This is a genomic window from Sideroxydans sp. CL21 (genome assembly GCF_902459525.1).
Lineage (GTDB): Bacteria > Pseudomonadota > Gammaproteobacteria > Burkholderiales > Gallionellaceae > Sideroxyarcus.
The window spans coordinates 2791549-2813759 of sequence record NZ_LR699166.1 but is presented as its reverse complement, the minus strand read 5'-3'; the positions used below and the strand labels follow the sequence as shown (position 1 = coordinate 2813759).

General features: G+C 57.0%; 27 protein-coding genes. 15 read left to right on the top strand and 12 right to left on the bottom strand.

Translation table 11 applies throughout. The annotated features are described in order from the left end of the window. Window positions 1-57 precede the first annotated feature (57 nt). Together QOY30_RS13225 and QOY30_RS13220 are read left to right on the top strand one after the other, a co-directional pair. On the top strand, window positions 58-1293 hold the full coding sequence (locus QOY30_RS13225; RefSeq protein ID WP_283745093.1) for a 4Fe-4S binding protein: 1236 nt from the start codon (window positions 58-60) through the stop codon (window positions 1291-1293). 120 nt (window positions 1294-1413) lie between these two features. Then, window positions 1414-1602: a hypothetical protein gene (locus tag QOY30_RS13220; RefSeq protein WP_283745092.1), complete on the top strand. Its 189-nt coding sequence runs from the start codon at window positions 1414-1416 to the stop codon at window positions 1600-1602. A 26-nt stretch (window positions 1603-1628) separates the two neighbouring features. Here the strand turns inward: QOY30_RS13220 and QOY30_RS13215 are convergent, their stop codons facing one another. Then, window positions 1629-3542: a nitric oxide reductase activation protein NorD gene (locus QOY30_RS13215; protein ID WP_283745091.1), complete on the bottom strand. Its 1914-nt coding sequence runs from the start codon at window positions 3540-3542 to the stop codon at window positions 1629-1631. A 116-nt stretch (window positions 3543-3658) separates the two neighbouring features. After that, window positions 3659-4465, bottom strand: coding sequence for a CbbQ/NirQ/NorQ/GpvN family protein (locus QOY30_RS13210; protein ID WP_283745090.1), 807 nt, complete (start codon window positions 4463-4465; stop codon window positions 3659-3661). A 281-nt stretch (window positions 4466-4746) separates the two neighbouring features. On the opposite strand from QOY30_RS13210, the gene QOY30_RS13205 reads away from it, so the two are divergent. The 10 genes from QOY30_RS13205 to nifM all read left to right on the top strand — a co-directional run bounded on the left by QOY30_RS13205 (window position 4747) and on the right by nifM (window position 12452). Further along, window positions 4747-5445, top strand: a complete 699-nt coding sequence (locus tag QOY30_RS13205; protein WP_283745089.1) for a VIT1/CCC1 transporter family protein — start codon at window positions 4747-4749, stop codon at window positions 5443-5445. A 209-nt stretch (window positions 5446-5654) separates the two neighbouring features. After that, the gene (locus tag QOY30_RS13200) at window positions 5655-5978 is read left to right on the top strand and encodes a HesB/IscA family protein (RefSeq protein WP_283745088.1); all 324 of its coding nucleotides are present in this window, start codon (window positions 5655-5657) and stop codon (window positions 5976-5978) included. Between the two features lie 101 nt (window positions 5979-6079). Then, window positions 6080-6970 carry a Fe-S cluster assembly protein NifU gene (gene nifU, locus QOY30_RS13195; protein ID WP_283745087.1) on the top strand — a complete coding sequence of 297 codons (891 nt, stop codon included), beginning with the start codon at window positions 6080-6082 and terminating at the stop codon, window positions 6968-6970. Window positions 6971-7030: 60 nt separating this feature from the next. Continuing rightward, window positions 7031-8239 carry a cysteine desulfurase NifS gene (gene nifS / locus QOY30_RS13190; protein WP_283745086.1) on the top strand — a complete coding sequence of 403 codons (1209 nt, stop codon included), beginning with the start codon at window positions 7031-7033 and terminating at the stop codon, window positions 8237-8239. Window positions 8240-8350: 111 nt separating this feature from the next. After that, a complete protein-coding gene (gene nifV, locus QOY30_RS13185) occupies window positions 8351-9502 on the top strand; it encodes a homocitrate synthase (protein WP_283745085.1) in 1152 nt (383 codons plus the stop codon). A 6-nt stretch (window positions 9503-9508) separates the two neighbouring features. After that, window positions 9509-10294 carry a serine O-acetyltransferase gene (cysE, locus tag QOY30_RS13180; protein WP_283745084.1) on the top strand — a complete coding sequence of 262 codons (786 nt, stop codon included), beginning with the start codon at window positions 9509-9511 and terminating at the stop codon, window positions 10292-10294. A gap of 3 nt (window positions 10295-10297) precedes the next feature. Continuing rightward, complete coding sequence (locus QOY30_RS13175) at window positions 10298-10819, top strand: hypothetical protein (RefSeq protein WP_283745083.1); 522 nt, start codon at window positions 10298-10300, stop codon at window positions 10817-10819. After that, complete coding sequence (gene nifW, locus QOY30_RS13170) at window positions 10819-11160, top strand: nitrogenase-stabilizing/protective protein NifW (protein ID WP_283745082.1); 342 nt, start codon at window positions 10819-10821, stop codon at window positions 11158-11160. The genes QOY30_RS13175 and nifW overlap by 1 nt, the downstream gene beginning before the upstream one ends. Continuing rightward, window positions 11144-11620 (top strand): nitrogen fixation protein NifZ, encoded by a 477-nt coding sequence (locus tag QOY30_RS13165; protein ID WP_283745081.1) that lies wholly within the window; start codon window positions 11144-11146, stop codon window positions 11618-11620. Before nifW ends, QOY30_RS13165 begins: the two co-directional genes overlap by 17 nt. Further along, window positions 11604-12452, top strand: a complete 849-nt coding sequence (nifM, locus tag QOY30_RS13160) for a nitrogen fixation protein NifM (protein ID WP_283745080.1) — start codon at window positions 11604-11606, stop codon at window positions 12450-12452. The genes QOY30_RS13165 and nifM overlap by 17 nt, the downstream gene beginning before the upstream one ends. A 36-nt stretch (window positions 12453-12488) precedes the next feature. Here the strand turns inward: nifM and QOY30_RS13155 are convergent, their stop codons facing one another. From QOY30_RS13155 to QOY30_RS13115, 9 genes are all read right to left on the bottom strand, one after another. Continuing rightward, window positions 12489-13025 carry a hypothetical protein gene (locus QOY30_RS13155; RefSeq protein WP_283745079.1) on the bottom strand — a complete coding sequence of 179 codons (537 nt, stop codon included), beginning with the start codon at window positions 13023-13025 and terminating at the stop codon, window positions 12489-12491. Window positions 13026-13307: 282 nt separating this feature from the next. Continuing rightward, on the bottom strand, window positions 13308-14594 hold the full coding sequence (locus tag QOY30_RS13150; RefSeq protein WP_283745077.1) for a TRAP transporter large permease: 1287 nt from the start codon (window positions 14592-14594) through the stop codon (window positions 13308-13310). Continuing rightward, window positions 14591-15106, bottom strand: coding sequence for a TRAP transporter small permease (locus QOY30_RS13145; protein ID WP_283745076.1), 516 nt, complete (start codon window positions 15104-15106; stop codon window positions 14591-14593). Before QOY30_RS13145 ends, QOY30_RS13150 begins: the two co-directional genes overlap by 4 nt. Window positions 15107-15109: 3 nt before the next feature. Next, window positions 15110-16117, bottom strand: a complete 1008-nt coding sequence (locus QOY30_RS13140) for a TRAP transporter substrate-binding protein (RefSeq protein WP_283745075.1) — start codon at window positions 16115-16117, stop codon at window positions 15110-15112. A 176-nt stretch (window positions 16118-16293) separates the two neighbouring features. Then, window positions 16294-17232, bottom strand: a complete 939-nt coding sequence (locus QOY30_RS13135) for a TRAP transporter TatT component family protein (protein WP_283745074.1) — start codon at window positions 17230-17232, stop codon at window positions 16294-16296. Between the two features lie 64 nt (window positions 17233-17296). Next, a complete protein-coding gene (locus QOY30_RS13130) occupies window positions 17297-17431 on the bottom strand; it encodes a hypothetical protein (protein ID WP_283745073.1) in 135 nt (44 codons plus the stop codon). An 87-nt stretch (window positions 17432-17518) separates the two neighbouring features. Then, complete coding sequence (locus QOY30_RS13125) at window positions 17519-18748, bottom strand: NnrS family protein (RefSeq protein WP_283745072.1); 1230 nt, start codon at window positions 18746-18748, stop codon at window positions 17519-17521. A gap of 51 nt (window positions 18749-18799) precedes the next feature. Continuing rightward, window positions 18800-19114: a TusE/DsrC/DsvC family sulfur relay protein gene (locus QOY30_RS13120; protein ID WP_283745071.1), complete on the bottom strand. Its 315-nt coding sequence runs from the start codon at window positions 19112-19114 to the stop codon at window positions 18800-18802. Further along, window positions 19095-19592, bottom strand: a complete 498-nt coding sequence (locus tag QOY30_RS13115) for an RrF2 family transcriptional regulator (RefSeq protein WP_283745070.1) — start codon at window positions 19590-19592, stop codon at window positions 19095-19097. Before QOY30_RS13115 ends, QOY30_RS13120 begins: the two co-directional genes overlap by 20 nt. 141 nt (window positions 19593-19733) lie before the next feature. Between QOY30_RS13115 and QOY30_RS13110 the strand changes: the two genes are divergently transcribed. Genes QOY30_RS13110 through QOY30_RS13100 form a run of 3 tightly spaced genes read left to right on the top strand, consistent with a single transcriptional unit; the run spans window position 19734 to window position 21679 of the window. Further along, on the top strand, window positions 19734-20165 hold the full coding sequence (locus tag QOY30_RS13110) for a hemerythrin domain-containing protein (RefSeq protein ID WP_283745069.1): 432 nt from the start codon (window positions 19734-19736) through the stop codon (window positions 20163-20165). A gap of 15 nt (window positions 20166-20180) precedes the next feature. After that, window positions 20181-20399, top strand: coding sequence for a DUF2249 domain-containing protein (locus QOY30_RS13105; RefSeq protein WP_283745068.1), 219 nt, complete (start codon window positions 20181-20183; stop codon window positions 20397-20399). Next, the gene (locus tag QOY30_RS13100; RefSeq protein ID WP_283745067.1) at window positions 20396-21679 is read left to right on the top strand and encodes a hypothetical protein; all 1284 of its coding nucleotides are present in this window, start codon (window positions 20396-20398) and stop codon (window positions 21677-21679) included. Before QOY30_RS13105 ends, QOY30_RS13100 begins: the two co-directional genes overlap by 4 nt. 97 nt (window positions 21680-21776) lie before the next feature. On the opposite strand, the gene QOY30_RS13095 is transcribed toward QOY30_RS13100, so the two are convergent. After that, window positions 21777-22154 (bottom strand): c-type cytochrome, encoded by a 378-nt coding sequence (locus tag QOY30_RS13095; protein WP_283745066.1) that lies wholly within the window; start codon window positions 22152-22154, stop codon window positions 21777-21779. Window positions 22155-22211 lie beyond the last annotated feature (57 nt).

The following is a 22211-nucleotide window of genomic DNA, read 5'->3' as shown; positions in this document are numbered from 1 at the left end:
CCTGTAAAACAGGGGCTTCGTTTAATTGCAATTGGAGATTGTGTCGAATTCAATTCTATGGAAAAAACAGTAAACATGTTTCCGACGAACTACCGTTTGCCCAGACGGGCTATCCAGCTAGTTACACTGCTTGTGATCGCGCTTATTCCTGCCCTCGGGATATTCCAGATTGACTGGGCTTTGGCGAGCTTCCATATCGTGGGCCACCAGATTTGGTGGTCGAATTTTTTCTTTATATTCGGCTTGGCAATCGCACTCACTACTTTACCTGTCATCACCTATACGACGATTGGCGCCGTCTGGTGCGGGTGGGCCTGTCCGCAGAACCTGCTTGCAGAATGGGCGAACAACCTGACATACAAATTCCTGGGCAAACGTGCGGATGTTCGTGTCGACGGCAAAGGTGCGATCGTTGCGGCGGCAAAGAACAAAGCGCTCAATTGGCTGGTTCTGGGTGCAATATTTCTTGGTGCAGCGATGGTTTTGGCACTCGTTCCGGTGCTGTTTTTCTATTCGCCTCACGAAGTGTGGTCATTCGTTACCTTTCAATCCAACAACACATCAGGCTTCATACAATTTCCATATTTATTTTCAGTACTACTGATCTTTATCGACATCGCGGCCGTGCGCTATTTCATGTGTGATTACGCATGCCTGTACCGCATGGGGCAGAAGATGTTCAAATCACGGAATGCACTGCATGTTTCCTACGATGCTTCGCGTTCGGCCGATTGCACCAAATGCAATTACTGTGCAACGTTGTGCATTACCGATATTCAGCCGACCAGTATTAAAATGTACGACAGCTGTTTCGACTGCGGAGAATGTATTGATGCCTGCAACCAATTACACGCAAAATCCGGAACACCGGGATTATTGAATTTCAAATTGGGCGAACAGGGGAAAGAATCGACCTGGCAAAAAGTACTGGGCATCGTGTTTTCCCGATTCAACTGGCTCATGGGCAGTTTCTTTGCGGTGGGCGTGGCCATGATGGTATGGGGTATCTATACGCAGCCGCCGGTTGCAGCGCAGGTGCCGATCGAACAGCAACTGAAAGAGCGTCAGATTGCCCGAGTCTGCGGCAGCCAGTGCGCGGAGCCGCAAGCTTTGTGCAAAAAAGGCAACATTGCCGAGTGCTACCGCGCATCCGCCTGTAAATGCACATGTTCCCTGCAGCAGGATCCGGGCAACTCTGCCAGTGGCGAATGGCGGCAATGCGTTCAGCACTACACGACCGAAGCTGAAACATTTGGCACCCACCCCTCCGGCATGAGCAAGATGGCTCAGTGAGCGGGTAACCAAACTTACCTGTTTTCTTGTCCTGAAGACCAGATGTGTTCATGAGTCTGAAGATGGCAAGGCCAGGATTGCAGCACCGGAATATCGCAACTCAAGTTGAAGGAGAAGATTATGTTCAAGCTGCCCATGGTGATCATCTATATGATCATCGCGTTTAATATCACCGCATTCACGGTGGTCTTGCTGTTGAATATGCTGATCATCACTTCGCTCATCGCCAAAATAATCGCATGCGCCTTGACCATAGGCGCATGGGTGCTGGCTTATGTCAACCGGTACAAAGTCGTCAAGATATTCTAAGCAAGCATCAGGGCTGTACCGGATCGCTAACGGGTAAGCCCTGCATACAGCATCAGCATCTTTTCAGGCAAACACCTGACATGGTCCACGACCATGTAGTTTCTGGCGCCGAATATTCTGGATACATACCTGTCGGCTCTGGGGTCGAGGCTAATGCAGAATGTATTGATACCGCTGCGGCCGGCACTCTCGACCGCTTTCTTTGCGTCCCAGCGCAGATATTCTTCACCGCGCACGTCAATGTCATCCGGCGCACCGTCGGTGATGAGTATCAGGAGTTTCTTGCGGGACTGCTGCTTGTTTAGATGATAGGTGGCATGGCGTATCGCTGCACCCATGCGGGTGGCGCGCTGGCCGGTCATGCCGGCGATCCTGGCTTTGGGAACATCGTCGTAGGGCTGATCGAAATCCTTGAGTCGATAGTATTCGACGTTGTGCCGACTTTCGGAACAGAAACCGTGGATGGCAAACGGGTCGCCGACCGTTTTGATCGCATCCGAAAACAGCACGCAAACCTGCTGGGTAAGTTCCAGCACGGTGTGCTCCTGGCCTTGAACCTTTTCGTTCGTCGACTGGGAAAGATCCAGCAGCAACAGCACCGAGATGTCGCGCGTCTTCCGCACCGTGCGCATCATGATCCGGGGGTCCGGTTGCACGCCGAGCCTGATGTCGATCTGGGAACGAATGGCCGCGTTGATGTCTATTTCGTCGCCTTCCTCGAGCTTCCTGACGCGATGCACTCCCCCGTACCGGATGGCGTTGAGCAGTATCTTCATGCGCGACAGGAGGTGATTGTTCTGCTCGATAATGTTATCGACAATCTGCAAATCGCCGGGCGTGGCGTTCATTTCCCGTAACGTCACCCAGGATTCGGTTTCGTTCTGGCTGCGGAAATTCCATTCGGAATAATGATAAGTTTCCGGAGACGATGCTTCGGCGGCCGTTTTTTTGGATAACAGGGCGGACAGCTTGTTGAGATCTTCCTCCGACTCCAGCCCCGAAGCTGTGTCGGCTTCTTCGTCGGAAAGCGGTTTGTCGTCTGAAAAGAGAAACTCGGCATCGTAAAAGGTGATCGCCGACTTTCGCTTCTCGCCGTAACCGAATCTCGCAAACTCCCATATGGACAGAATCTTGGATTCGAAGAACGTGGTGGGCGCTATCTGCTCTTCTTCGGCGGCGGGTTTGGCGGACTCCCATAGATGGCGGTTGTCGTCGCGGTAGGCCGCGCCGTGTACATAGGAATCGGCTTTGAACCTGATGTTCCTTTTCTGAAGCTCATGCGCCAGCGCCATGCCGATGTCCCGTACGAGATGGTCGTCCTCCAGATTGCCCGCTGTCTTGAACAGTTCGCGTCCCTGCTTGATCCAGGGATCGTCATCCAGATAGGTGTCATCCAGCAACGCGCGCGCCAGGCGATCGAGATAATCATCGGCAGTTTCATTATGCTCGGGAGAGGCCGTATGTTGCTTCGCCCAGAGTTTTTTCAGGCCGGGGAATCTGCGTACCGCCAACGCTTCGACGCGTGCATCTTCGATCGTGGAAATCAAAGCTATTTGCCATTGGTCGAGCGCGACTGAAGGGGATTGTCTCCTTGAATAAAAGATGTGGGCCGCAGCATGGGCGGAAGCTGCACGATAGAACTCCAAACCCGTGAAGTGAGAAGATCCGTTCTGTGTGACTTCGTAATAGGTATCGGGCACATGGATGGAGTTGTCTTCGACGAAGGGTTTGCATCCGTGTAGACTTTCAAATTTCTCTTCTGTCGGCTTGAAGATGAAATCGCAGCCCCAGAGGCCTCGCAAATACATGTTGATGCGTCGCTGAACATCCGTGAACTTTATTCTCTCCCGCTCCTTCCTCAAGGCGGCCAGGGATTTTTTGGGAGACAGGCCGAGATATTTTTTAAGCCCGAGTGCGAGGCGATTGAAGGCGGGCTTCATTTCGAAATCGCAGCTCCACAAGATAGAATGCAAGATGAACAGGACATGAAGGTCATGCCTCCTCTGTTACCGATCACCGATTGTGTCTTTCATCGGTTTCATTTTTGTCGTACCGCCTATCCAAAAAACGTCGTCACCGCTGCATCAAGTGCATCGCGCATGTCCGGGTCGTCCGTGATCGGAGCGATCAGGGCCACGCAGCAAGCCTTTTTGACTTCGACGCCCTTGGCGATCAGGTTGCCTGCGTAGATCAGCATGCGGGTGGAGATACCCTCATCCAGTCCATGACCTTTCAGGTTACGCGCCATTTCCGCAATCGAAACCAGTTTTCCCGCGATATCGCGGGCAACGCCCGTCTCATGGGAAACAATTTCTTCTTCAATTGCATGCTCGGGATAATTGAAGTCCAGGGCACCGAAGCGCTGCTTGGTGGACTGCTTCAAATCCTTCATCACGCTCTGATAGCCGGGATTGTAGGAGATCACCAGCTGGAAATCCGGATGTGCGTTGATGAGCTCGCCTGTTTTCTCCAGGGGAAGCACCTTGCGGTTGTCGGTGAGCGGATGGATCACCACGGTGGTGTCCTGGCGCGCTTCCACGATCTCGTCGAGATAGCAGATCGCACCGTAACGGGCCGCGATGGCGAGCGGCCCGTCCTGCCAGCGCGTGCCGGTGGCATCAAGCAGGAACCGGCCCACGAGATCGGAAGCGGTCATGTCTTCGTTGCACGCGACCGTGATCAGGGGCTTCTGGAGTCTCCAGGCCATATATTCGATGAACCTTGTTTTGCCGCAGCCTGTCGGGCCCTTGAGCATCATGGGCATGCGCACAGAATAAGCCGCGTCAAAAACGGACAGTTCGTCCGATACGACGCGGTAGTAGGGTTCCTTCTCGATGCGGTATTGGCTAATGACGTCTCTCATTACTCTTCCTCTTCACACTCTCTTTACATTTAAAACAACGCTGAAATTTTTTCTGAATTATCGTTCATTTTTTTGCTGTTGATTTTGTGTTTCCTGATTTTCTGATTGATTTTTTTCATGCAGCCATTTCATCGCTTCGTCAGCCAACTACGAGATTTTCTTTCTGTGGCTTTGCATTCACGCTGATTTCACTGGCTACAGGTTGATGGTGCTATGCTTGTTCTTGTCAAAGCGCTTATTTGGCGCACCTCGCGTATTTGAAATTGGAGAAACAGCACGCCATGCCCCGATCTGTCCACCGTGAATCGCATCGCTTTCAGCGCATAGGCTGGTTACGCGCCGCCGTGCTGGGGGCGAATGACGGGATCGTCTCCACCGCCAGCCTGATGGTCGGTGTGGCGGCGGCCAATGTGGGGCGTAGCGAGCTGCTGGTGGCGGGGGTGGCCGGGCTGGTTGCGGGCGCGATGTCGATGGCTGCGGGAGAGTATGTGTCGGTCAGTTCGCAGGCTGACACCGAACAGGCCGACATCACGCGCGAACGCGCCGAGCTGAAGGCGCAACCGGAGCATGAACATCAGGAACTGGCGGCTATCTATGTCAATCGGGGATTGTCTTCCGAACTTGCGGTGCAGGTTGCGGAGCAACTGATGGCGCATGACGCGCTGGGCGCCCATGCCCGCGATGAACTGGGCATCAGCGATACCCTGAGCGCCCGGCCGGTGCAGGCTGCATTCACTTCGGCGCTGACTTTTTCTGTGGGCGCAGCCTTGCCGCTACTGGCGGCACTTTTAGCTCCGCCAACGCTGATACTTCCTGTAGTCGCTGGCGTTTCCCTGGTCGTCCTCACCGCACTCGGCGCATTGGCTGCGAGTGCAGGCGGCGCCCCGATACTGCGGGCGTCACTGCGTGTGGTCTTCTGGGGCGCACTGGCCATGGGATTGACCGCAGGTGTCGGCAGACTGTTCGGAACCACGATGTAAGTCCAAATAGCATCCCCGTCAGCAATCGATGGGGATTTTCATTGCTTGTCACAAACCCTACAACACCCCATCCCCGTCTTGTTCCACACACGCGAGTTGAGCGTGAAATTAAAGCAATAGTCCATTAAAACAGCCTGTTGACTCTATCGTCACGGGCTGGCACGCAGTTTGCGATTACTCAGGCACAGACCACCTGATAGGAGCGAACCATGATCAACCTGACACCCAATGCAATCTCTGCTGTTGAGAAATTTATCAAAGGCTCGGCCACCCCCGTGGCAGGACTGCGCATCGCCATTTCCGGCGGTGGCTGCTCCGGCTTCCAGTACGGCATGTCGCTGGAAGAAGCCAGAAGCGAAGATGACACTGTGCTGGAATACGGCGCGGTCACGCTGCTGGTCGATCCGCTGTCCGCACCCTTGCTCGAAGGCGTGACTGTCGACTTCGTCGATAGCCTCAACGGCAGCGGCTTCAAATTCGAAAACCCGAATGCCAGCTCCAGCTGCGCGTGCGGTTCATCTTTCTCTGCCTGACGATCATGTTCATGATCGTCTCCCTCACCCCCGTCCCCCCTCTCCCCGAGGGCGAGGGGTACGGTCGGTTGCTACGCAATTTTGGATACTAGGAGAACACCATGTGGGATTACTCGGACAAAGTCAAAGAGCACTTCTTTCAACCCCGTAACGCCGGAGTACTAGCTGATGCGAACGGCGTGGGTGATGTCGGCTCGATCAGTTGCGGCGACGCGCTGCGCCTGATGCTCAAGGTGGAGCCGGAGACAGACATCATCCTCGACGCGCATTTCCAGACCTTTGGCTGCGGCTCGGCCATCGCGTCTTCTTCCGCGCTCACCGAGATGATCAAGGGCAAGACCCTGGATGAAGCACTCAAAGTCAGCAATCAGGACATCGCCGATTACCTCGACGGCCTGCCTCCGGAAAAGATGCACTGTTCCGTGATGGGGCGCGAGGCGCTGCAGGCCGCCGTGGCCAACTACCGCGGCGAAGTGTGGAGCGACGATCACGAAGAGGGCGCACTCGTGTGCAAGTGCTTCGCCATCGATGCGGTGCTGATCGAAGACACCATACGCGCCAACAACCTGTGTTCGGTACAGGACGTGACCAACTACACCAAGGCTGGCGGCGGTTGTTCCTCCTGCCACGAAGGCATCGAAGAGATCCTGGTCAAGGTGATGACCGAGCGCGGCGAGGCTTTCAAGCCGGGCACGCCCGCCAAGGAAGAAGCAAAGCCTGCAGGCATGACCAACCTGCAACGCATTCGCAAGATCGAGGCCGTGCTGGATTCTGTGCGCCCGCAACTGAAGCGCGATGGCGGCGATATCGAGCTGGTGGACGTGGACGGCAAGACCATCTACGTCAACATGACCGGTGCCTGTTCCGGCTGCCAGATGGAAGCGCTGACGCTGCAAGGCATCCAGCAGAAGCTGATGGAAGAGCTGAAAGAGTTCATCAAGATCGTGCCAACCAAGGCCGGGGCGTTGAGCCGGGCGAGTTGCCATCCGTGATGGGTTAACTCCCTTCTCCCGCAAGCGGGAGAGAGGATAAAGAAAATTAAGGAGCAGAAAATGGAAGGCATCTATTTCGACAACAACGCAACCACGCGGGTCGATCCCGCGGTAGTGGAGGTCATGCTGCCGTATTTCACCGAGCAGTTCGGCAACCCATCGTCGATGCACAGCTTCGGCAACAAGGTTGGCCTGGCGATCAAGAAGGCGCGCATGCAAGTGCAGGAGTTGCTGGGAGCGGAACACGACTCCGAGATCATTTTCACTTCCTGCGGTACCGAGTCGGATTCCACTGCGATCATCTCTGCGCTGAAAGCGCAGCCGGAACGCAAGGAGATCATCACCACCACCGTCGAACATCCGGCCATCCTTACGCTGTGCACCCATCTGGAAAAAGAGGGCTACAAGGTGCATCTGCTCAAGGTGGACGGCAAGGGCCGCCTTGACCTGGACGAATACAAGAAGTTGCTGACCGATCAGGTTGCCGTGGTATCGGTGATGTGGGCGAACAACGAAACCGGGACTTTCTTCCCTGTGGTCGAGATGGCCGAGCTGGCGAATGCCGCCGGTGCCATGTTCCACACCGACGCCGTGCAGGCCGTGGGCAAGGTGCCGCTGAATTTGAAAGATACCAAGATCGACATGCTCTCCGTATCGGGGCACAAACTGCATGCGCCCAAGGGCATCGGCGTCCTGTACCTGAAGCGCGGCACTCGGTTTCGTCCGCTGTTGCGTGGCGGTCATCAGGAACGCGGTCGCCGTGCCGGTACCGAGAACACCACCTCCATTGTCGGCTTGGGCAAGGCTGCCGAGATGGCGCTGGAAGCAATGACCTTCGAGAACACCGAAGTCGCACGTCTGCGCGACAAGCTGGAAGCAGGCATCCTTTCCAAAGTGCCGCGCTCGTTCGTGACCGGCAACCCGGATAACCGCCTGCCGAACACCAGCAACATCGCGTTCGAGTTCATCGAAGGTGAAGCGATCCTGTTGCTGCTCAATAAATTCGGCATTGCCGCCAGCTCAGGCTCAGCCTGCACTTCCGGTTCACTGGAGCCCTCGCATGTGATGCGTGCGATGGGCATTCCCTACACTGCCGCTCACGGTACGGTGCGCTTCTCATTGTCGCGTTACAGCACCGAAGCAGAAGTCGATCGCGTGATTCAGGTTGTGCCGGAGATCATCGCGCAACTGCGCAAGCTGTCGCCGTATTGGGAAGGCGACGGTCCTAAAGCCGAACCGGAAAAGGCGTTTGCGCCGACTTACGCATAATCATGAAAAACCTATTTTCCTTAGCCGTAGGTTGGGTGGAGCGCAGCGATACCCAACATATGCAAACGATGGGTATCGCTACGCTCCACCCATCCTACATTTGTGGATGAAATGACCATCATGTCCCGCACCATCATCATCGACGACACCACCCTGCGCGACGGCGAACAGACCGCGGGGGTGGCGTTCACGTTGGAGGAGAAGCTGGACATCGCGCGCCAGCTCGACGCACTCGGCGTGCCAGAACTGGAAGTCGGCATTCCGGCGATGGGGCATGAAGAACGCGAAAGCATCAACGCTGTTGCTGCACTCGATCTGAATGCCAAGCTGATCGCGTGGAGCCGCATGTGCAAGGCCGACATCGACACCGTCGACCAGCTTGACGTGCATATGATCGATGTCTCCATACCGGTGTCGGACATCCATCTTGCCAAGAAGCTGAAACGCGACCGAGCCTGGGTGCTCGATACCATCTTTGAATTGGTGCCTTACGCTTACGACTACGGGCTGGAAGTCATCGTCGGTTGCGAAGACGCTTCGCGCGCCGATCCTGAATTCATTCTTCAAGTGGCCGAAGCCGCACAAGCCGCAGGTGCGTGCCGTATCCGCTATGCCGATACGCTGGGCGTGATGGAACCGTTCGGCGTGCACAAATCCATTTCCGCCTTGCGCAGTGCGGTGGATATCGAAATCGAGATGCATGCGCACGACGATCTCGGTCTGGCCACGGCCAACAGCCTTGCGGCTGCTGTGGCAGGTGCAACGCACATCAACACCACGGTGAATGGTCTGGGCGAACGCGCCGGTAATGCACCGCTGGAAGAAGTCGCGATGGGCTTGAAAAAACTCTACAACCTGAATACCGGCATCGACCTCGCGCATTTCCCTTCCTTGTCGGCGTTGGTTGCGGCTGCTTCGGGACGACCTGTGCCCTGGCAGAAGAGTTTGGTGGGCGAGGGCGTGTTCACGCACGAGGCGGGTATCCATGTCGATGGACTGCTCAAGGATCCCGACACCTATCAGGGCTTCGACCCGGTAGAAGTCGGCCGTCATCACAGGCTCGTGGTCGGCAAGCATTCCGGGGCGCACGGCATCATCGCTGCCTACGCCACCATGGGGCTGAATCTCAGTCAGGCCGAAGCGCGCGCCCTGCTGCCGGACATCCGCAATTTTGCAGAACGCGCCAAACGCTCGCCTGCGGACCAGGAATTGCTGTTCCTCTACCAACGCTACATCGGGCGCCAGCCCAGTGCGGCGCACTAGGAGCGCATGATGGAAGACGTGATCAGCAACGTGAATGTGGTTTCCAAGCCGGTTCAGCCGTCGTTGTTGCGGCTGTTGCTTGAAGACGTGAGTTGCGTGTTCCAGCGTGATCCTGCCGCACGTTCGCGCTTCGAAGTGCTGACCACTTATCCCGGTGTGCACGCCATTCTGTTGCAGCGCATCGCACACCGTCTGTGGAAATGGAAATTGCGCTATATGGCGCGCTTGCTTTCATGGTTCGCGCGTTTCATGACCAACATCGACATTCATCCGGGTGCCACCATAGGCAGGCGCTTCTTTATCGATCACGGCGCAGGCGTGGTGATCGGCGAGACCGCGGAGATCGGCGACGACGTGACGCTGTATCACGGCGTCACACTGGGCGGCACGACATGGAACAAGGGCAAGCGCCACCCGACTCTTGGCGATGGCGTCGTGGTTGGCGCGGGCGCAAAGATACTGGGCGCGATCACACTCGGCGAGCAAGTGCGTGTCGGCGCCAACTCGGTCGTGGTCAAAGATGTGCCTGCGCATCGCACCGTGATCGGCATTCCCGGCAAGATCGTGTTGCGCACCGAGGAGGCCAACGCCGACAACATCTACGGCATCAACCTCGACCATCATCTGATCCCGGATCCGGTAGGCCGCGCCATCGCATGCCTGATGGAACGCATCGAAATACTTGAAGGCCAACTGCGCAAGCAAGGCGAACCGGTGGAGGGGCAATGCCGTGCCTGCGATGCGGATGATCTTTGCGGCACGGAAGTGGCGCGCGTCATCAGGAGGGAATGAATCATGGATCTGCTCGATTTCGAACAAGCCGAGTTGTATTTCGACGAGCCGCTGGCGCAGGATGTTTCACGCCTGATTGTGGCTGCTGCGGACAAATACGGCAGCGAAGAATCGGAGAGCCTGCTGCTGCGCGCCAGCCTGATGGCGCCGCAGCACTTGATGGTGCTGGTGGCGTTGTATCGCTATTACTTTTACCAGCATCGTTTTGAAGATGCACTGCTGGTGGGCGAGAGCACATTGGCCGTGGTTGGTCGGCGGCTGAATTTCCCCGAAACCTGGACGAATCTGAATGAAGCCAATCTGGGCGAAGGCGTGCTGCGCTCGATGGGGTTGGTGCGCTTCTATCTCATGGTGCTCAAGGCCACCGGCTACATCAACCTGCGCCTGGGATATTTTGAGATCGGGCAGGCCATGCTTGAGAAACTGGTGGAGCTGGACAGCAATGATCGCATGGGCGGCAGAGCGCTGCTGGAAGTGCTGCACCAGGCAATGAATAACGATGAAATGATGCAAAGGAGAGCGTGATGGGCGAACTGACACTGGACGAGGCAATGGAGGAGTTGGTTTCCGCCGAAGATTTCCTGAACTACTTTGGTATTGAATACGAACCCTCGGTAGTGCAAGTAAATCGTCTGCACATCTTGCAACGCTTCCACAACTACCTCAGCAAAGCGGTGATGCCGGATGATGAGACAGCACAGCGCGCGGTGTATGTCACAGCGCTGCAGCAGGCATACCAGGATTTTGTGAAATCTGACGCCCTGACCGAGAAAGTGTTCAAGGTGTTTCACATGCACGAGCCGCAAGTGAAGTTCGTGCCGTTGAGTTCGATCACGGTGACCAAAAAAGATGCTACCCAAGTTTGAATTCGGAGACGAAGTCCGCATCATTCGCAACGTGCGCAATGACGGCACTTATCCCGGTGTGCCCATCGGTACGCTGCTGATCCGACGTGGTTCCACCGGCTTCGTCATGAACGTCGGCACATTCCTGCAAGACCAGTTGATTTACACCGTCAACATCCTCGAACAGGACAAGATCGTCGGTTTTCGCGAAGAAGAACTCATCAGCATCGACGATGTGTGGATACCCAGCAAGTTCGAAAGCCGCGAAAGAGTACGCAGCAGGATCACGCTTACGGTGCGCGGTGAAGTGCGCGTCACACCGGGAATGGAAGGCGAAATACTGAAGGTGTTTCGCGATAAAAATAACGGCGTGCTGTACCACGTGATCTTTCACGATCAGGTGCTGCAAGTATCAGAGTCCGCCCTGGAGGCGACCAAGATCTATGACGATGAGGAGAACAGCGATGCCACAGCTCATTGAGCCGGGCGTGGCCTACCTTGCGCTCAAAGCCGCGCAAAAAATTTACGGAAAAGTGCCCGATGCCTTATCACCTGCCGATTTTGAACGTGTGCAAAACATGGCGCAGCAGCAACACAAACTCGAAGCGCGCGTGCTGACCACACCGGAGGCACGCGACGTCATGGTGCCGCATTCCACGCTGGAAGCCGCGATGCAGGAAATACGCGGTCGATATGCCGGCGAAGAGGAGTTCGTCAGCGATCTGGCACGCAACGGTCTGGACGAAAGCAGCTTTGCTGCCGCACTGGAGCGCGAGATGAAAGTCGAAGCCGTCCTGGAGAAAGTCGCCACACAAGCTGCCAAGGTCAGCGATATGGATGTGGAACTGTATTACCAGTATCACCCCGAACAGTTCCGCCGTCCCGAAACGCGGCTGGCGCGCCACATTCTCATCACCGTCAATGAAAGCATTGCGGAAAATACGCGAGCCGAAGCGGGCAAGCGCATCGCAATCATCGAGTCAAGATTGACCAGGGAGCCGCAGCGTTTCGAAGAGCAGGCCCTTAAACATTCCGAATGCCCGACTGCGCTGGATGGCGGCAAGCTGGGCGATCTGCCGCGCGGAAAACTCTTTCCCGAACTGGATAAAGCCTTGTTCGAATTGAAAGCGGGTGAAGTGAGCGGCGTGCTGGAATCCGAGCTGGGTTTTCATGTCCTGCGCTGCGATGCGATCACCGAAGCGGGGGTGCTGGATTACGACCAGGCAAAACCGCACATCCGAAAATTGATGGAGCAGAAGCGCAAGCGCGTCTGCCAGCAGGCATGGATGAAACAGTTGCTGGAGAAAAAGTGAAAGACCGGCGGATAAAGTTACTGGAAACCGGAAGTGTTACGACCCGGTAGAAGATGAGTTGCTCGACGAGCCTGAGGTCAATGAGTTGAGCGCTTGAGTGATGGCGTACTGGGCGCTGAGGACTGCATTTTGCGCCGCTTGCTGCGGACTGGTGCTGCCTGTCGTAGGAGTGATGCCGTTTGGCAACGAATTCCCAAGTAAACCGCTGGTGGCGACTGTTCCCGGCAAGCTGAACAGCGGGGAGGTGTCCGTGCTTGAGGAATTTGACGACGTGCCGGATATCAGCGTATCCATGGTCTGGGTGATGGCGTACTCGACCTGAAGAAGCGCATTCTGGGCAGCCTGTGCCGGTGTGGTGTTCGAAGTGTTCGATGTCCCCTGCTGCAAGGTGCTCAGCAAGCCGGCGGCGTTATAGGTCAATGGCGAAGGTGAACTGCTGCCCAATGACGTCAGCGTTTCCATCACGGCAAGCTGGGCGGCAGCGGCTTGCACTGACGGCGCGCTGGTTGGGTCAGTGGTTGGGGCCGTGTAGCCATAAGTGCTTGTTGCTGTAACGCTTGGAATTGTCGACATCGCGGACTCCTCTTCTTCATTGCTGCAGTGATGCGTGAGTTGATTCTACACTTCTGGGTTTTTATCACCAGCTTGCTTGTATCTACCTGATCACTATGGGTAATAGTTCACACTTCGCATGCCCATCCGGCTTGTGCCGAGAACGAACAGGTGGGGGCGCTGCAACCTTCCGGTTTTCGGCCTTATGTAGCGCGCTACATAAGGCCGAGTTTGAGACGTCTAGTACCAATGCGCCGACCAACAGCATCTAGCCGATTTCGGCCCGTCAGGCCGACAACGAAGTCAGCCCTTGATCAGCGCCAGGGACAAGGACGGCCAGTAGGTGATGATCAGCACTGCCGCCAACAGGATCGCGACGAACGGCAGCACGGCGCGGAAGATCTCCAGCATCGGCCGGTCGAAGCGGTACATCGCGATGAACAGATTCATGCCCATCGGCGGCATCAGGTAGGCGATTTCCATGTTGGCGAGGAAGATGATGCCGAGGTGCACAGGATGAATACCATAGCCCACCGCAATGGGCAGTATCAGCGGCACCATGATCACCAGTGCGGAGAAAATATCCAGCATCATGCCGAGCACGAGCAGGAACAGATTCAGCAGCAACAAAAAAGTGTAGGCATTGTCCACATGGGTACGGATGAAGCTGAAAAGCTTGCTCGGGATCTCGGCGTCGAGCAGGTAATTGGTGGAGGCCAGCGACATGCTCAGCACGATCAGGATCGCGCCGACCAGTACCATGGATTCGCGCATGATCTTCGGCAGCTTGGTAAAGGTGATCTCGCGGTGGACGAGCACCTCGACGATGAATACATAGATTGCCGTCACAGCGGCGGCTTCGGATACGGCGAAATAGCCGCTGTAGATCCCGCCGAGCACGATGAAAGGCAAGGGCAGCTCCCAGGCCGCCTCGCGCAAGGCAGCCAGTGCCTCATGCCAGCTGAACGGCTGGTGCGCTGCCTGCGGGCCGCGGTTTTGCCACAATCCGTAAATCGACAGCATGACCACGATCAGCAAGCCGGGCAGGATGCCGGCCAGGAACAGGTCGCTAATCGATACCGGAACGCCGATGTTGAGTTGCTGTGCCACCACACCGTAGAGGATGAGCGGTAGCGAAGGCGCAAACAGCAGACCGATACTGCCCGACGTGGTGACCAGCCCGAGACTGTAGCGCTCCGAATAGCCTGCCTGCTTGAGGGCCGGGTACAGCATGCCGCCGAGCGCCACGATGGTCACGCCGGAAGCGCCGGTGAAGGCGGTGAACATCGCGCAGATGACCAATGCCACCGCCGCCAGGCCGCCGGGCATCCAGCCGACAAAGACATTGCTGATGCGCACCAGGCGCTTCGGTGCATTCGATTCGGCCAATAGGTAACCGGCGAAGGTGAACAGCGGGATGGCGAGCAGGACCGGCATTTCCGCGAGGCGGTAGACCTCGATGATGACGACCGTCAGGTCCACGCCTTCGCGTGCAAAATTGATCATCACGCTCGCGGCGATGACCGCGAACAGCGGCGCGCCGAGCAGCACCATGGCGACGAGCGCGATGCCGATCAGGAACATCGTCATTCTGCCTCCTCGCGGCCGCGGGCCTGCTGCACATGATGCATGAAACGCAAGCCGTATCGCAGCGCGATTAGCGTAAACCCGAGCGGCAAGATGAGCTCGGCAACCCATACCGGCAGCGAGCCGAAGGCCATCTCGCCGGATTCGCGTGCGCTCTGCATGAAACGCAAGGATTGCCAGGCCAGCAGCAGGCATACGACCAGCGTGAACAGGTCGGTCACCGCCACCACGCCGGATTTGACGCGGTCAGGCAGCCAGCGCGCGATCGCGTCCACATGGATGTGCTTGCCTTCGCGGCTGGCGGCGACGGCACCCAGGAACGCCACCCATAACACCAGCAGGCGCAACATCTGGTCGGCACCGAAGATGCTCATGTCGAGGAAGTTGCGGAACAGTATCTGCGCGGCCGCCAATAGCACCATCAATGCCAGCATGCCGATGAGCAGCGCGTTCTCGGTCCAGGTGACGATCCTGATCAGGCGGGCAAGCGCAGGGGGCAGGTTGCGGGTCGGCATGCGTTAATGGGCGGGATGGCTTTTGCGGTACGCATCAAGATTGGAGCGCAGCTCCTTGACCAGCGCGGGCGAGAACTCCCCCTTGTCGGTCAGGCGCTGTATGGTCTGGTCGGCTGCAGCACGCAGTTTGGCGATTTCTTCCGGTGCCAGTGTGACGAACTCGATGCCCTGCTTGCGCAGTGCATCGCGCGCGGCGTTGTCGTCGACACGCGTCTGCTTGTTCATTGCCGCATAGACGCGTTCCATCACCTCGCGCACAACGCCCTGGTCCGCCGGACTCATGCCGGAGAAGGATTTCTTGTCCACGACCAGTGCACCGAAGATGGACATGGTGGGATAGTCGGTGAGGTATTTCACCTTGGTGTGCCACTGCAAGGCGATGGCACCTGTTGCGGTGGCGCCTATGGTAGTGATGAGTCCGGTCTGCAGGCCGGTGAGTACGTCGGTGAGCGGCAAGGGCAGCGACGGCGCGCCAAGCGTCTCGAACATCGCACGGCTGATATCGTCGCCTTCAGGCACCCATATCTTCTGGCTCTTCAGGTCGTCGGCGTGCCGCAACGGGGAATTGGACATCAGGTAGGCGAATCCACCGTCGGTGAGGCCGAAGGTCACGAAGCCGTGATCGTCGATGCCCTGTGCGATCTTCTTGTCCATGCGCGCCCGCACGTAATCCAGTTCGTCGTAGGAACGGAACAGCATCGGCAGGCTATATATTTGCGCATCGGGATATATCTCGGCCAGGGCGCCGCCGGTGAGCGCGCCGCCTTGCAATTGTCCGGCGCGGATCTTGCGCAGCACCACGCGGTCGCTGCCCATGCTACCGCCCGGGTACAAGCGGATGGTGACGCGGCCCTCGGTGCGTTTTTCGATTTCCTCGCCGCCGCGGCGCAATTCCTGCGTCCATTGCGTGCCGTCCGGCGCGAACGTGGCGATCTTCAGGGGCAGCGCGTGGGCCGGGACATATGGCACAGCCAGCAGCGCAGCAAATATCAGAGATAACAGTGAACGCATTTTCTTCCCTTTGTTTGTCGACGGAGTATTCCCCGTTCTGTTCTTGTGGAAACGCCGATCAAGTCTGCTTTTCTCCCTCTCCCTATGGGAGAGGGCGGGGTGAGGGTGAAAAGTCGACGGGTTATCCCTCACCCTAACCCTCTCCCATAGGGAGAGGGGACTTGTTCGGCGTTTCCTTAAAAATATTTATCGGCACTCGCCAGCAGCTCGCTTGCCTGCCGCTTGGCCAGCATGTTGCTCAATGTCAGTCCCGGTGCGACCGGATCGGCATCCAGCACTTCCCGCAACAACCGGTCGTGCAGCTCCCGGTCATACATGATGCGGGCATAACGGCGGGCGTATTCTACCTTTGCCATCAGGTCGCGTCCCGCCGAAAGTTGGATGGCGCGCTCGAAATGCACGCGTCCTTCTTCCGGCTTGCCTCCCAGCGTCGGGGGCAGCAGTGTCGCGAACACACCCAGATACAGGTGCGCTTCCCCGTGGCTGTAAGTCTCGTCCAGATCGACCACACGCGTCATCAAGGCCTTGACCTTGGGCAGCGTGGCGATCGCGTCCCAGTCGCTGCTGTTGGCCTGTATCCATCCGGCCCACGTTGTACCGCTGGCATACAGCAAGGGCACATCCTTCACCTTGAGTTCGCCGATGGCGGCGGCAAAATCGTCATAGGGCTTTGCCATCAGATTGCACAACTGCGGCCCGTGAGCGCATAACGCCCTGTCGCTGTAGTCGCGCGCCTTGCGCGCAAGCCGTCTGGCACGTTCCGGATCCTTGACAAAGGCCGCGGCATAGGCGCCATACAGCTTGCTGCCGGCCAGCAGCATGTTCTCATCCTGCGGGTCGCCGTCGATCAGGCTGTCGATGAGCAAGAGGTAGGAGGGCATGCCCGCTTCCACCGTCTCCGGGTCGTTCTGATTGAGGATCGCGCCGGACAAATTGTTGGCGAATTTGCTGCTGGCCGACGAAACGAAGCTGGCGCATCCGGTCAGGGCAAGCAATGTCAGCAGAACGGGGAAAAGGCGGATCAGGCGCATGGAAATCAGGGAGAGTGCATCAAGCAAAGGCTCATTTTGCTTGGTTTTTCGCTTGAGCTCAACTTTCTTGTCTGTTGCGTGCAACAGGGATGAGTCGTTTGAGCCGACTCGCCCCGAATGAACGGATTGTCATCCCCATGGATTATCGTCACAGCTTCGCTGCTATGCCGGACGATGAATAACCGTCATTCAGGGTTTGCAGGAACGCTATCACATCGCGCATGTCCTGTTCGCTCATGGCGGGCGACTCGCCCGATTTGCGGTTGAATGGCGGGTCGGTCACAAATTTTCCGTACTGCGGGATCCCATTTCTGACCGCGGAATTCTGACTTCGCGGATCGCTTCCTTAGATCAGGCGGGTGCGCGCCGGTCACCCCGTTTGCCCGTCCACACGTGGCCGCATATACACGGGTAAATAGCGCAGCACCCAGGGCACGAAGCAGGCAAGCCAGACTAGCGCAGCTGCGACATACAGCCAGTAACTGCTCTGGCCTGGCAGCATATCCGCGAGCATGCGCAACAGGGCGGCTAGCTGGATTCCGGCAAACATCAACACGATCGGCTTGTCCACTTGCATTGGCAGGCCGGAATGCCCGAGCGTCACGCGTGTTCCCATGCCGATCATCAATGTGGCAAAGCAGCCGATGGTAAGCGCATGCAGCGGCGCCAGTCCCCAGACAGGCACTGCACCGGCGTCGATAACGGACAAGATATCCTGGATGCCGAACAGCAGCATCGCAATGCCCATCCACGCGAAGCCGATGTGCAGAACCGCGAGCAACGGTATGCGCAAGCTGCGGAAGAAGCCCCAGGAGTAGCTCATGTAGAGTGCGGCGAAAGACAGGGCGAGGTCGCATACCCATTGCCAATTTGGCAGGCCGACAAGTTGCAGCATCGCGTGCGTCGCGCTGGCTGCCAATATCGTCCACCAGGGCCAGACGTGGCGCGGCACGACGTATTGAGGCAGCGCGCTGCCGGTGAAGAAGGGAAACATGCGGTGCGCGACGCTCGCGAATACCGGGAGCAGGAACAGCCACAGGCCGCCCTGGATGGCAAAGCGCAGAAAGGCTGCGTTGTCGTTCAACAGCCAGATCAGGTAGGAGGCGAGGCCGCACCAACCCAGGCTGAACGCGATGAGGGTGACAGTCGGGTGGCGTTTGTCCGGATACCGTGAGTCGAGCAGTACGCGCAGCAATGCATAGAGCCCGGTCGCCCAGCCGAGCAGCGTGCAGACAACGGCGACGACCAGAACAGCATGGCTGCCAAGCATGCCCGCGTAGAAACCCGCGGTGCCCAGCATCAGCAACAGGAAGGCAGGCATATAGCGTTGCGCGGGAATTTCCCGGCCACTCATCCAGCGCGGGAATACGGTCATCAGGAATCCGAACATGAAGAACGAAAACAGACCGTAGATCATCAGATAGGCATGAGCGGCAACAGGCGCGATCGGCCAGTTCGCCGGATGTCCGACGATGCCAAAGCGCGTCACCAGTTCATACAGCCACCAGAGCATGGCAGCAACCGTTTGCACGGCGCCGCCAAAGAACATGACACGGTGGGGGGCGGCGGTAAAACTGTTCCAGAGTTTGTTTGGCATCATCGTAAGGTCGGGGTGGCGGAAATGTTGCCAAAGCGCGGCGGGCCCGGACGTTTAGCCGGTGCTCCACGCTCTCGGACGTTTCATGCCCGCGATCTTGCAGGCCTGCTTTACATATCCGTAAGGGAATAGCTCGAATACTGCGTTGCGGGAAGCGGGGCCCAGCCGCACGGACAGATGCTTCGTCACATGCCGGACATCGGGCGCGACCTGATGTTCTGCATAATATTGGCGCATGAAACGAATCGCATCCCAATGATCTTCGGTGAGTTGAATATTTTCCTGATTGGCGAACCGTTCGGCGATCTCTTCATTCCAGGTCAACGGTTCGACCAGGTAGCCCTCTTCATCAATGTCTGGTGTCTGCATGTTTCCTCCTCGTCGGTGTGCGTGAACTAAAAAGAACTTCCCTTGGCAGCGGCAGCAACGTCTTCTCAATCGCTTTTTTGTTCTTGACCAGATCGGCCAATGTGGTTTCGCGCAGCACCGAGAAAAAGGCTGCGAGCGCGGTGTCCAGTACTCCGCTCAATTTGCATGCATCGGACAAAACACAATGATTCTGCGCGGCAGTGAAACACTCGACCAGGTCGAAGTTATCCTCGGTTACGCGCAATACCTGTTCGACGCTGATGCTGGACGGGGGCAGCGCCAGACTCACGCCTCCGTTGCGGCCACGCGTGCTTTCGATCAGTCCGGAATGGGTCAATTGATGGGATATCTTGACCATATGGTTCTTGGAAACCGCAAACCGGTCGCTCATTTCCTGGATCGTGACCGGTTCGCCGTAACGGTGCGCCAAATACATCATCAGCCGCAAACCAAGGTCGGAATACTGGGTCAGTTTCATGCTCGCCTTTCAGGCCGGAATCGCCAATCTTTTTATAACATGTATCAATGATACATGTATTAATATATGATGCAAGTAGTTGCTGTTTCTGTCGCCAGTGCAACGACGAAAGCCAACTATTATTTTTTGGGGGATATTGAAATGCCAACCATTGCCGATTTCATGAGTGCCGACCACCTTGCCTGCGACGAGGCGTTTGCCGTTGCAGAACAAGCTGCGTTGGACAACAACTGGAACGAGGCTGAAGCCATGTTCAATCATTTTCGCACCGGCATGGCCAGACACTTCCGCATGGAAGAAGACGAACTGTTTACGACACTGATCGCGGCTAACGGCCCCGCCGGTCCGGTGCAGATGATGCGCATGGAACACGTGCAGATGAATGCGTTGATCGAACAAATGGCCGATACCGTGGCGCGCCACGATGCCCGTGAATACGGTGGCCTGTCGGAGACGTTGCTGATCGTGATGCAGCAGCACAATCTCAAGGAAGAGCAGATACTCTATCCCATGGCAGATCGTTTCCTGGCTGCACAGCGGGAAGCATTGCTGGGCCGCATGCAGGCAGTTTGATGGTCGTGCGCGCACGTGGAATATGAACTGGATGTGTGCGGATTGCCGCCACCCGAGCCTTTCGAGCGGATCATGAGCGCATTGGCATCGCTCCCGGACGAAGCCGCATTGCAGGTGCATATTCATCGCGAACCTTACCCCTTATACGGGGTGCTGCAAGACAGCGGCTATATCTGGCAAACCACGCCTTTGGCAGACGGCAGCTACACGATTCGCATCAGCCGCAACGCATGAAAACCGTTTCGCTCAACACAGAACAGGCGCCGCCGATTTCCGTGCCGCTGCGTTTCTTTGCGGTTGCCCCGTTGTTCCTGGTGCTGGCCGCCCTGATCCTGCTGTCCGGCACAGACAACCCCTTTTCCGATCCGCACATGCCCGCATTGCTGGCCGCGACGCACTGCATCACGCTGGGTTTCATGGCAAATATTATGGTGGGAGCCATGCAGCAGATATTGCCGGTGGTGATCGGCAGCTCGATGCCGGCATCGCGGCTGACCGCATGGCTCATCTTCCTGGCGCTGGTATCGGGCGCGTTGCTGCTGCCTGCCGGATTTGTGCTGGGACTGCCGTCATTGCTCAATCTTGCGTGGCCGCTATTGCTGCTGGCATTTCTGACATTCATCGGTGCCAGCCTGATCAGTCTGGCGCGCTCGTCGGCACGCAATGCCACAAGGACCGCGCTGCAGCTGTCCGTCTGCGCGCTTGCGGTTGGCCTGACTCTGGGCGCACTGCTTGCACACGGTTATGCCACCGGTACAGTGCTGCCAAATGTCGGCAAATTGGCATCGGCACATGTTTCGCTGATGCTGGGCGGCTGGGTGCTGCTCCTGATCGTCGGAGTCTCTTACCAGGTCGTGCCGATGTTCCAGCTCACGCCGAACTATCCGAAATGGCTGACCGTCACGCTGGCACCGGCCATCTTCGTCTCGCTGCTATTGAATGAATTATTTCTATTGTTCCAACCTGAAACGCATTGGCCGGTTGTGGCTGCGCAGGGCATGTTCTGGGTTCTGGCAGGCTGTTTTGCTGTAGCCACGCTCAGCGTGCAAAGCAGGCGTCGCCGCCGCGTTGCCGATGCCACACTGAGTTTTTTCCGATTGGGGATGGTGGCGTTGTTGTGTTCAGCGTTGCTTGCAATGGCGACGCTGCTGATGCAGGTGGTCGATCGTCTGGAAATGTTGATTGTGGTGATTTTTCTGCTCGGTTTTGCCATGTCGGTGATGCACGGCATGTTGTACAAGATCATTCCGTTTCTGGTGTGGTTCCATTTGTTCCGTGGAGGGGTAAAGGTCGGCATTCCCAATATGAAGGAGATCATTCCGGAACGCTGGATGTGGAGGCATTGGTGGCTGCATCTGGGCACCTTGTTGGCGGCGCTGTTTGCGCCCTGGTGGATGACGGCAGTCTGGCTGCTGGCGCTGGGTTTGCTGTTGCAGGGCATTGTGCTCGGATACGCTCTCTTTACTGCCGTCAAAGTCTATCGGCGCACATTGGTACGTCTCGAACAGGCGTGAACAAGACGCTACGCCGCTGTGGCTTTATATTCTCGCCTTCAAAAATAAAACGGGGTCTGTTCGCACAGACCCCGCCGATATCATTGCCCTGAAGCGATTACTTCGCCAGGCTCAATTCAAATTCAACCAATTCCTTGATGTCGGCTTGTTTTTTGCCGGCCGGATCGTTGGGAATCATTGCAGCAGTTCCCCAGTTGCCGTGACCGCCCTTGGAAACTTTCATCATCAGGCCTTCAACCAGCGGATATTCCTTGGCATCTGGTGCGGCCGATCCATTGTTCGAATATTTGTATTTGGTTACCCCTTTGTACTTTTTGGCCACATCCACCCAAGCCGGACCAACCACCTTGTGGTCGATTGCGTGGCAAGCGGTGCAGCCGTCTTTCTTGGCCAATGGCGGCATATCAATCGCCATAGCGCTACCGGCAACCATCAGGCCCCCTGCTGTAATCAAGCTAAAGATGATAGATTTCATAATCACTTGTTCTCCATATTAGATTTATAGACTTGTGCTTTACCGCTCCCGCTATTC

Excerpts from the sequence above, each read along its gene's own strand:
- nifW (WP_283745082.1), top strand. The coding sequence starts at position 10,819 with ATGGGCGAACTGACACTGGACGAGGCAATGGAGGAGTTGGTTTCCGCC.
- QOY30_RS13165 (WP_283745081.1), top strand. The coding sequence starts at position 11,144 with ATGCTACCCAAGTTTGAATTCGGAGACGAAGTCCGCATCATTCGCAAC.
- QOY30_RS13215 (WP_283745091.1), bottom strand. The coding sequence starts at position 3,542 with ATGAAGCCCGCCTTCAATCGCCTCGCACTCGGGCTTAAAAAATATCTC.
- QOY30_RS13220 (WP_283745092.1), top strand. The coding sequence starts at position 1,414 with ATGTTCAAGCTGCCCATGGTGATCATCTATATGATCATCGCGTTTAAT.
- QOY30_RS13095 (WP_283745066.1), bottom strand. The coding sequence starts at position 22,154 with ATGAAATCTATCATCTTTAGCTTGATTACAGCAGGGGGCCTGATGGTT.
- nifU (WP_283745087.1), top strand. The coding sequence starts at position 6,080 with ATGTGGGATTACTCGGACAAAGTCAAAGAGCACTTCTTTCAACCCCGT.
- QOY30_RS13100 (WP_283745067.1), top strand. The coding sequence starts at position 20,396 with ATGAAAACCGTTTCGCTCAACACAGAACAGGCGCCGCCGATTTCCGTG.
- QOY30_RS13125 (WP_283745072.1), bottom strand. The coding sequence starts at position 18,748 with ATGATGCCAAACAAACTCTGGAACAGTTTTACCGCCGCCCCCCACCGT.
- QOY30_RS13150 (WP_283745077.1), bottom strand. The coding sequence starts at position 14,594 with ATGACGATGTTCCTGATCGGCATCGCGCTCGTCGCCATGGTGCTGCTC.
- QOY30_RS13175 (WP_283745083.1), top strand. The coding sequence starts at position 10,298 with ATGGATCTGCTCGATTTCGAACAAGCCGAGTTGTATTTCGACGAGCCG.
- QOY30_RS13225 (WP_283745093.1), top strand. The coding sequence starts at position 58 with ATGGAAAAAACAGTAAACATGTTTCCGACGAACTACCGTTTGCCCAGA.
- cysE (WP_283745084.1), top strand. The coding sequence starts at position 9,509 with ATGATGGAAGACGTGATCAGCAACGTGAATGTGGTTTCCAAGCCGGTT.
- QOY30_RS13145 (WP_283745076.1), bottom strand. The coding sequence starts at position 15,106 with ATGCCGACCCGCAACCTGCCCCCTGCGCTTGCCCGCCTGATCAGGATC.
- QOY30_RS13120 (WP_283745071.1), bottom strand. The coding sequence starts at position 19,114 with ATGCAGACACCAGACATTGATGAAGAGGGCTACCTGGTCGAACCGTTG.
- QOY30_RS13155 (WP_283745079.1), bottom strand. The coding sequence starts at position 13,025 with ATGTCGACAATTCCAAGCGTTACAGCAACAAGCACTTATGGCTACACG.
- nifM (WP_283745080.1), top strand. The coding sequence starts at position 11,604 with ATGCCACAGCTCATTGAGCCGGGCGTGGCCTACCTTGCGCTCAAAGCC.
- QOY30_RS13205 (WP_283745089.1), top strand. The coding sequence starts at position 4,747 with ATGCCCCGATCTGTCCACCGTGAATCGCATCGCTTTCAGCGCATAGGC.
- QOY30_RS13200 (WP_283745088.1), top strand. The coding sequence starts at position 5,655 with ATGATCAACCTGACACCCAATGCAATCTCTGCTGTTGAGAAATTTATC.
- QOY30_RS13110 (WP_283745069.1), top strand. The coding sequence starts at position 19,734 with ATGCCAACCATTGCCGATTTCATGAGTGCCGACCACCTTGCCTGCGAC.
- QOY30_RS13210 (WP_283745090.1), bottom strand. The coding sequence starts at position 4,465 with ATGAGAGACGTCATTAGCCAATACCGCATCGAGAAGGAACCCTACTAC.
- QOY30_RS13140 (WP_283745075.1), bottom strand. The coding sequence starts at position 16,117 with ATGCGTTCACTGTTATCTCTGATATTTGCTGCGCTGCTGGCTGTGCCA.
- nifS (WP_283745086.1), top strand. The coding sequence starts at position 7,031 with ATGGAAGGCATCTATTTCGACAACAACGCAACCACGCGGGTCGATCCC.
- nifV (WP_283745085.1), top strand. The coding sequence starts at position 8,351 with ATGACCATCATGTCCCGCACCATCATCATCGACGACACCACCCTGCGC.
- QOY30_RS13115 (WP_283745070.1), bottom strand. The coding sequence starts at position 19,592 with ATGAAACTGACCCAGTATTCCGACCTTGGTTTGCGGCTGATGATGTAT.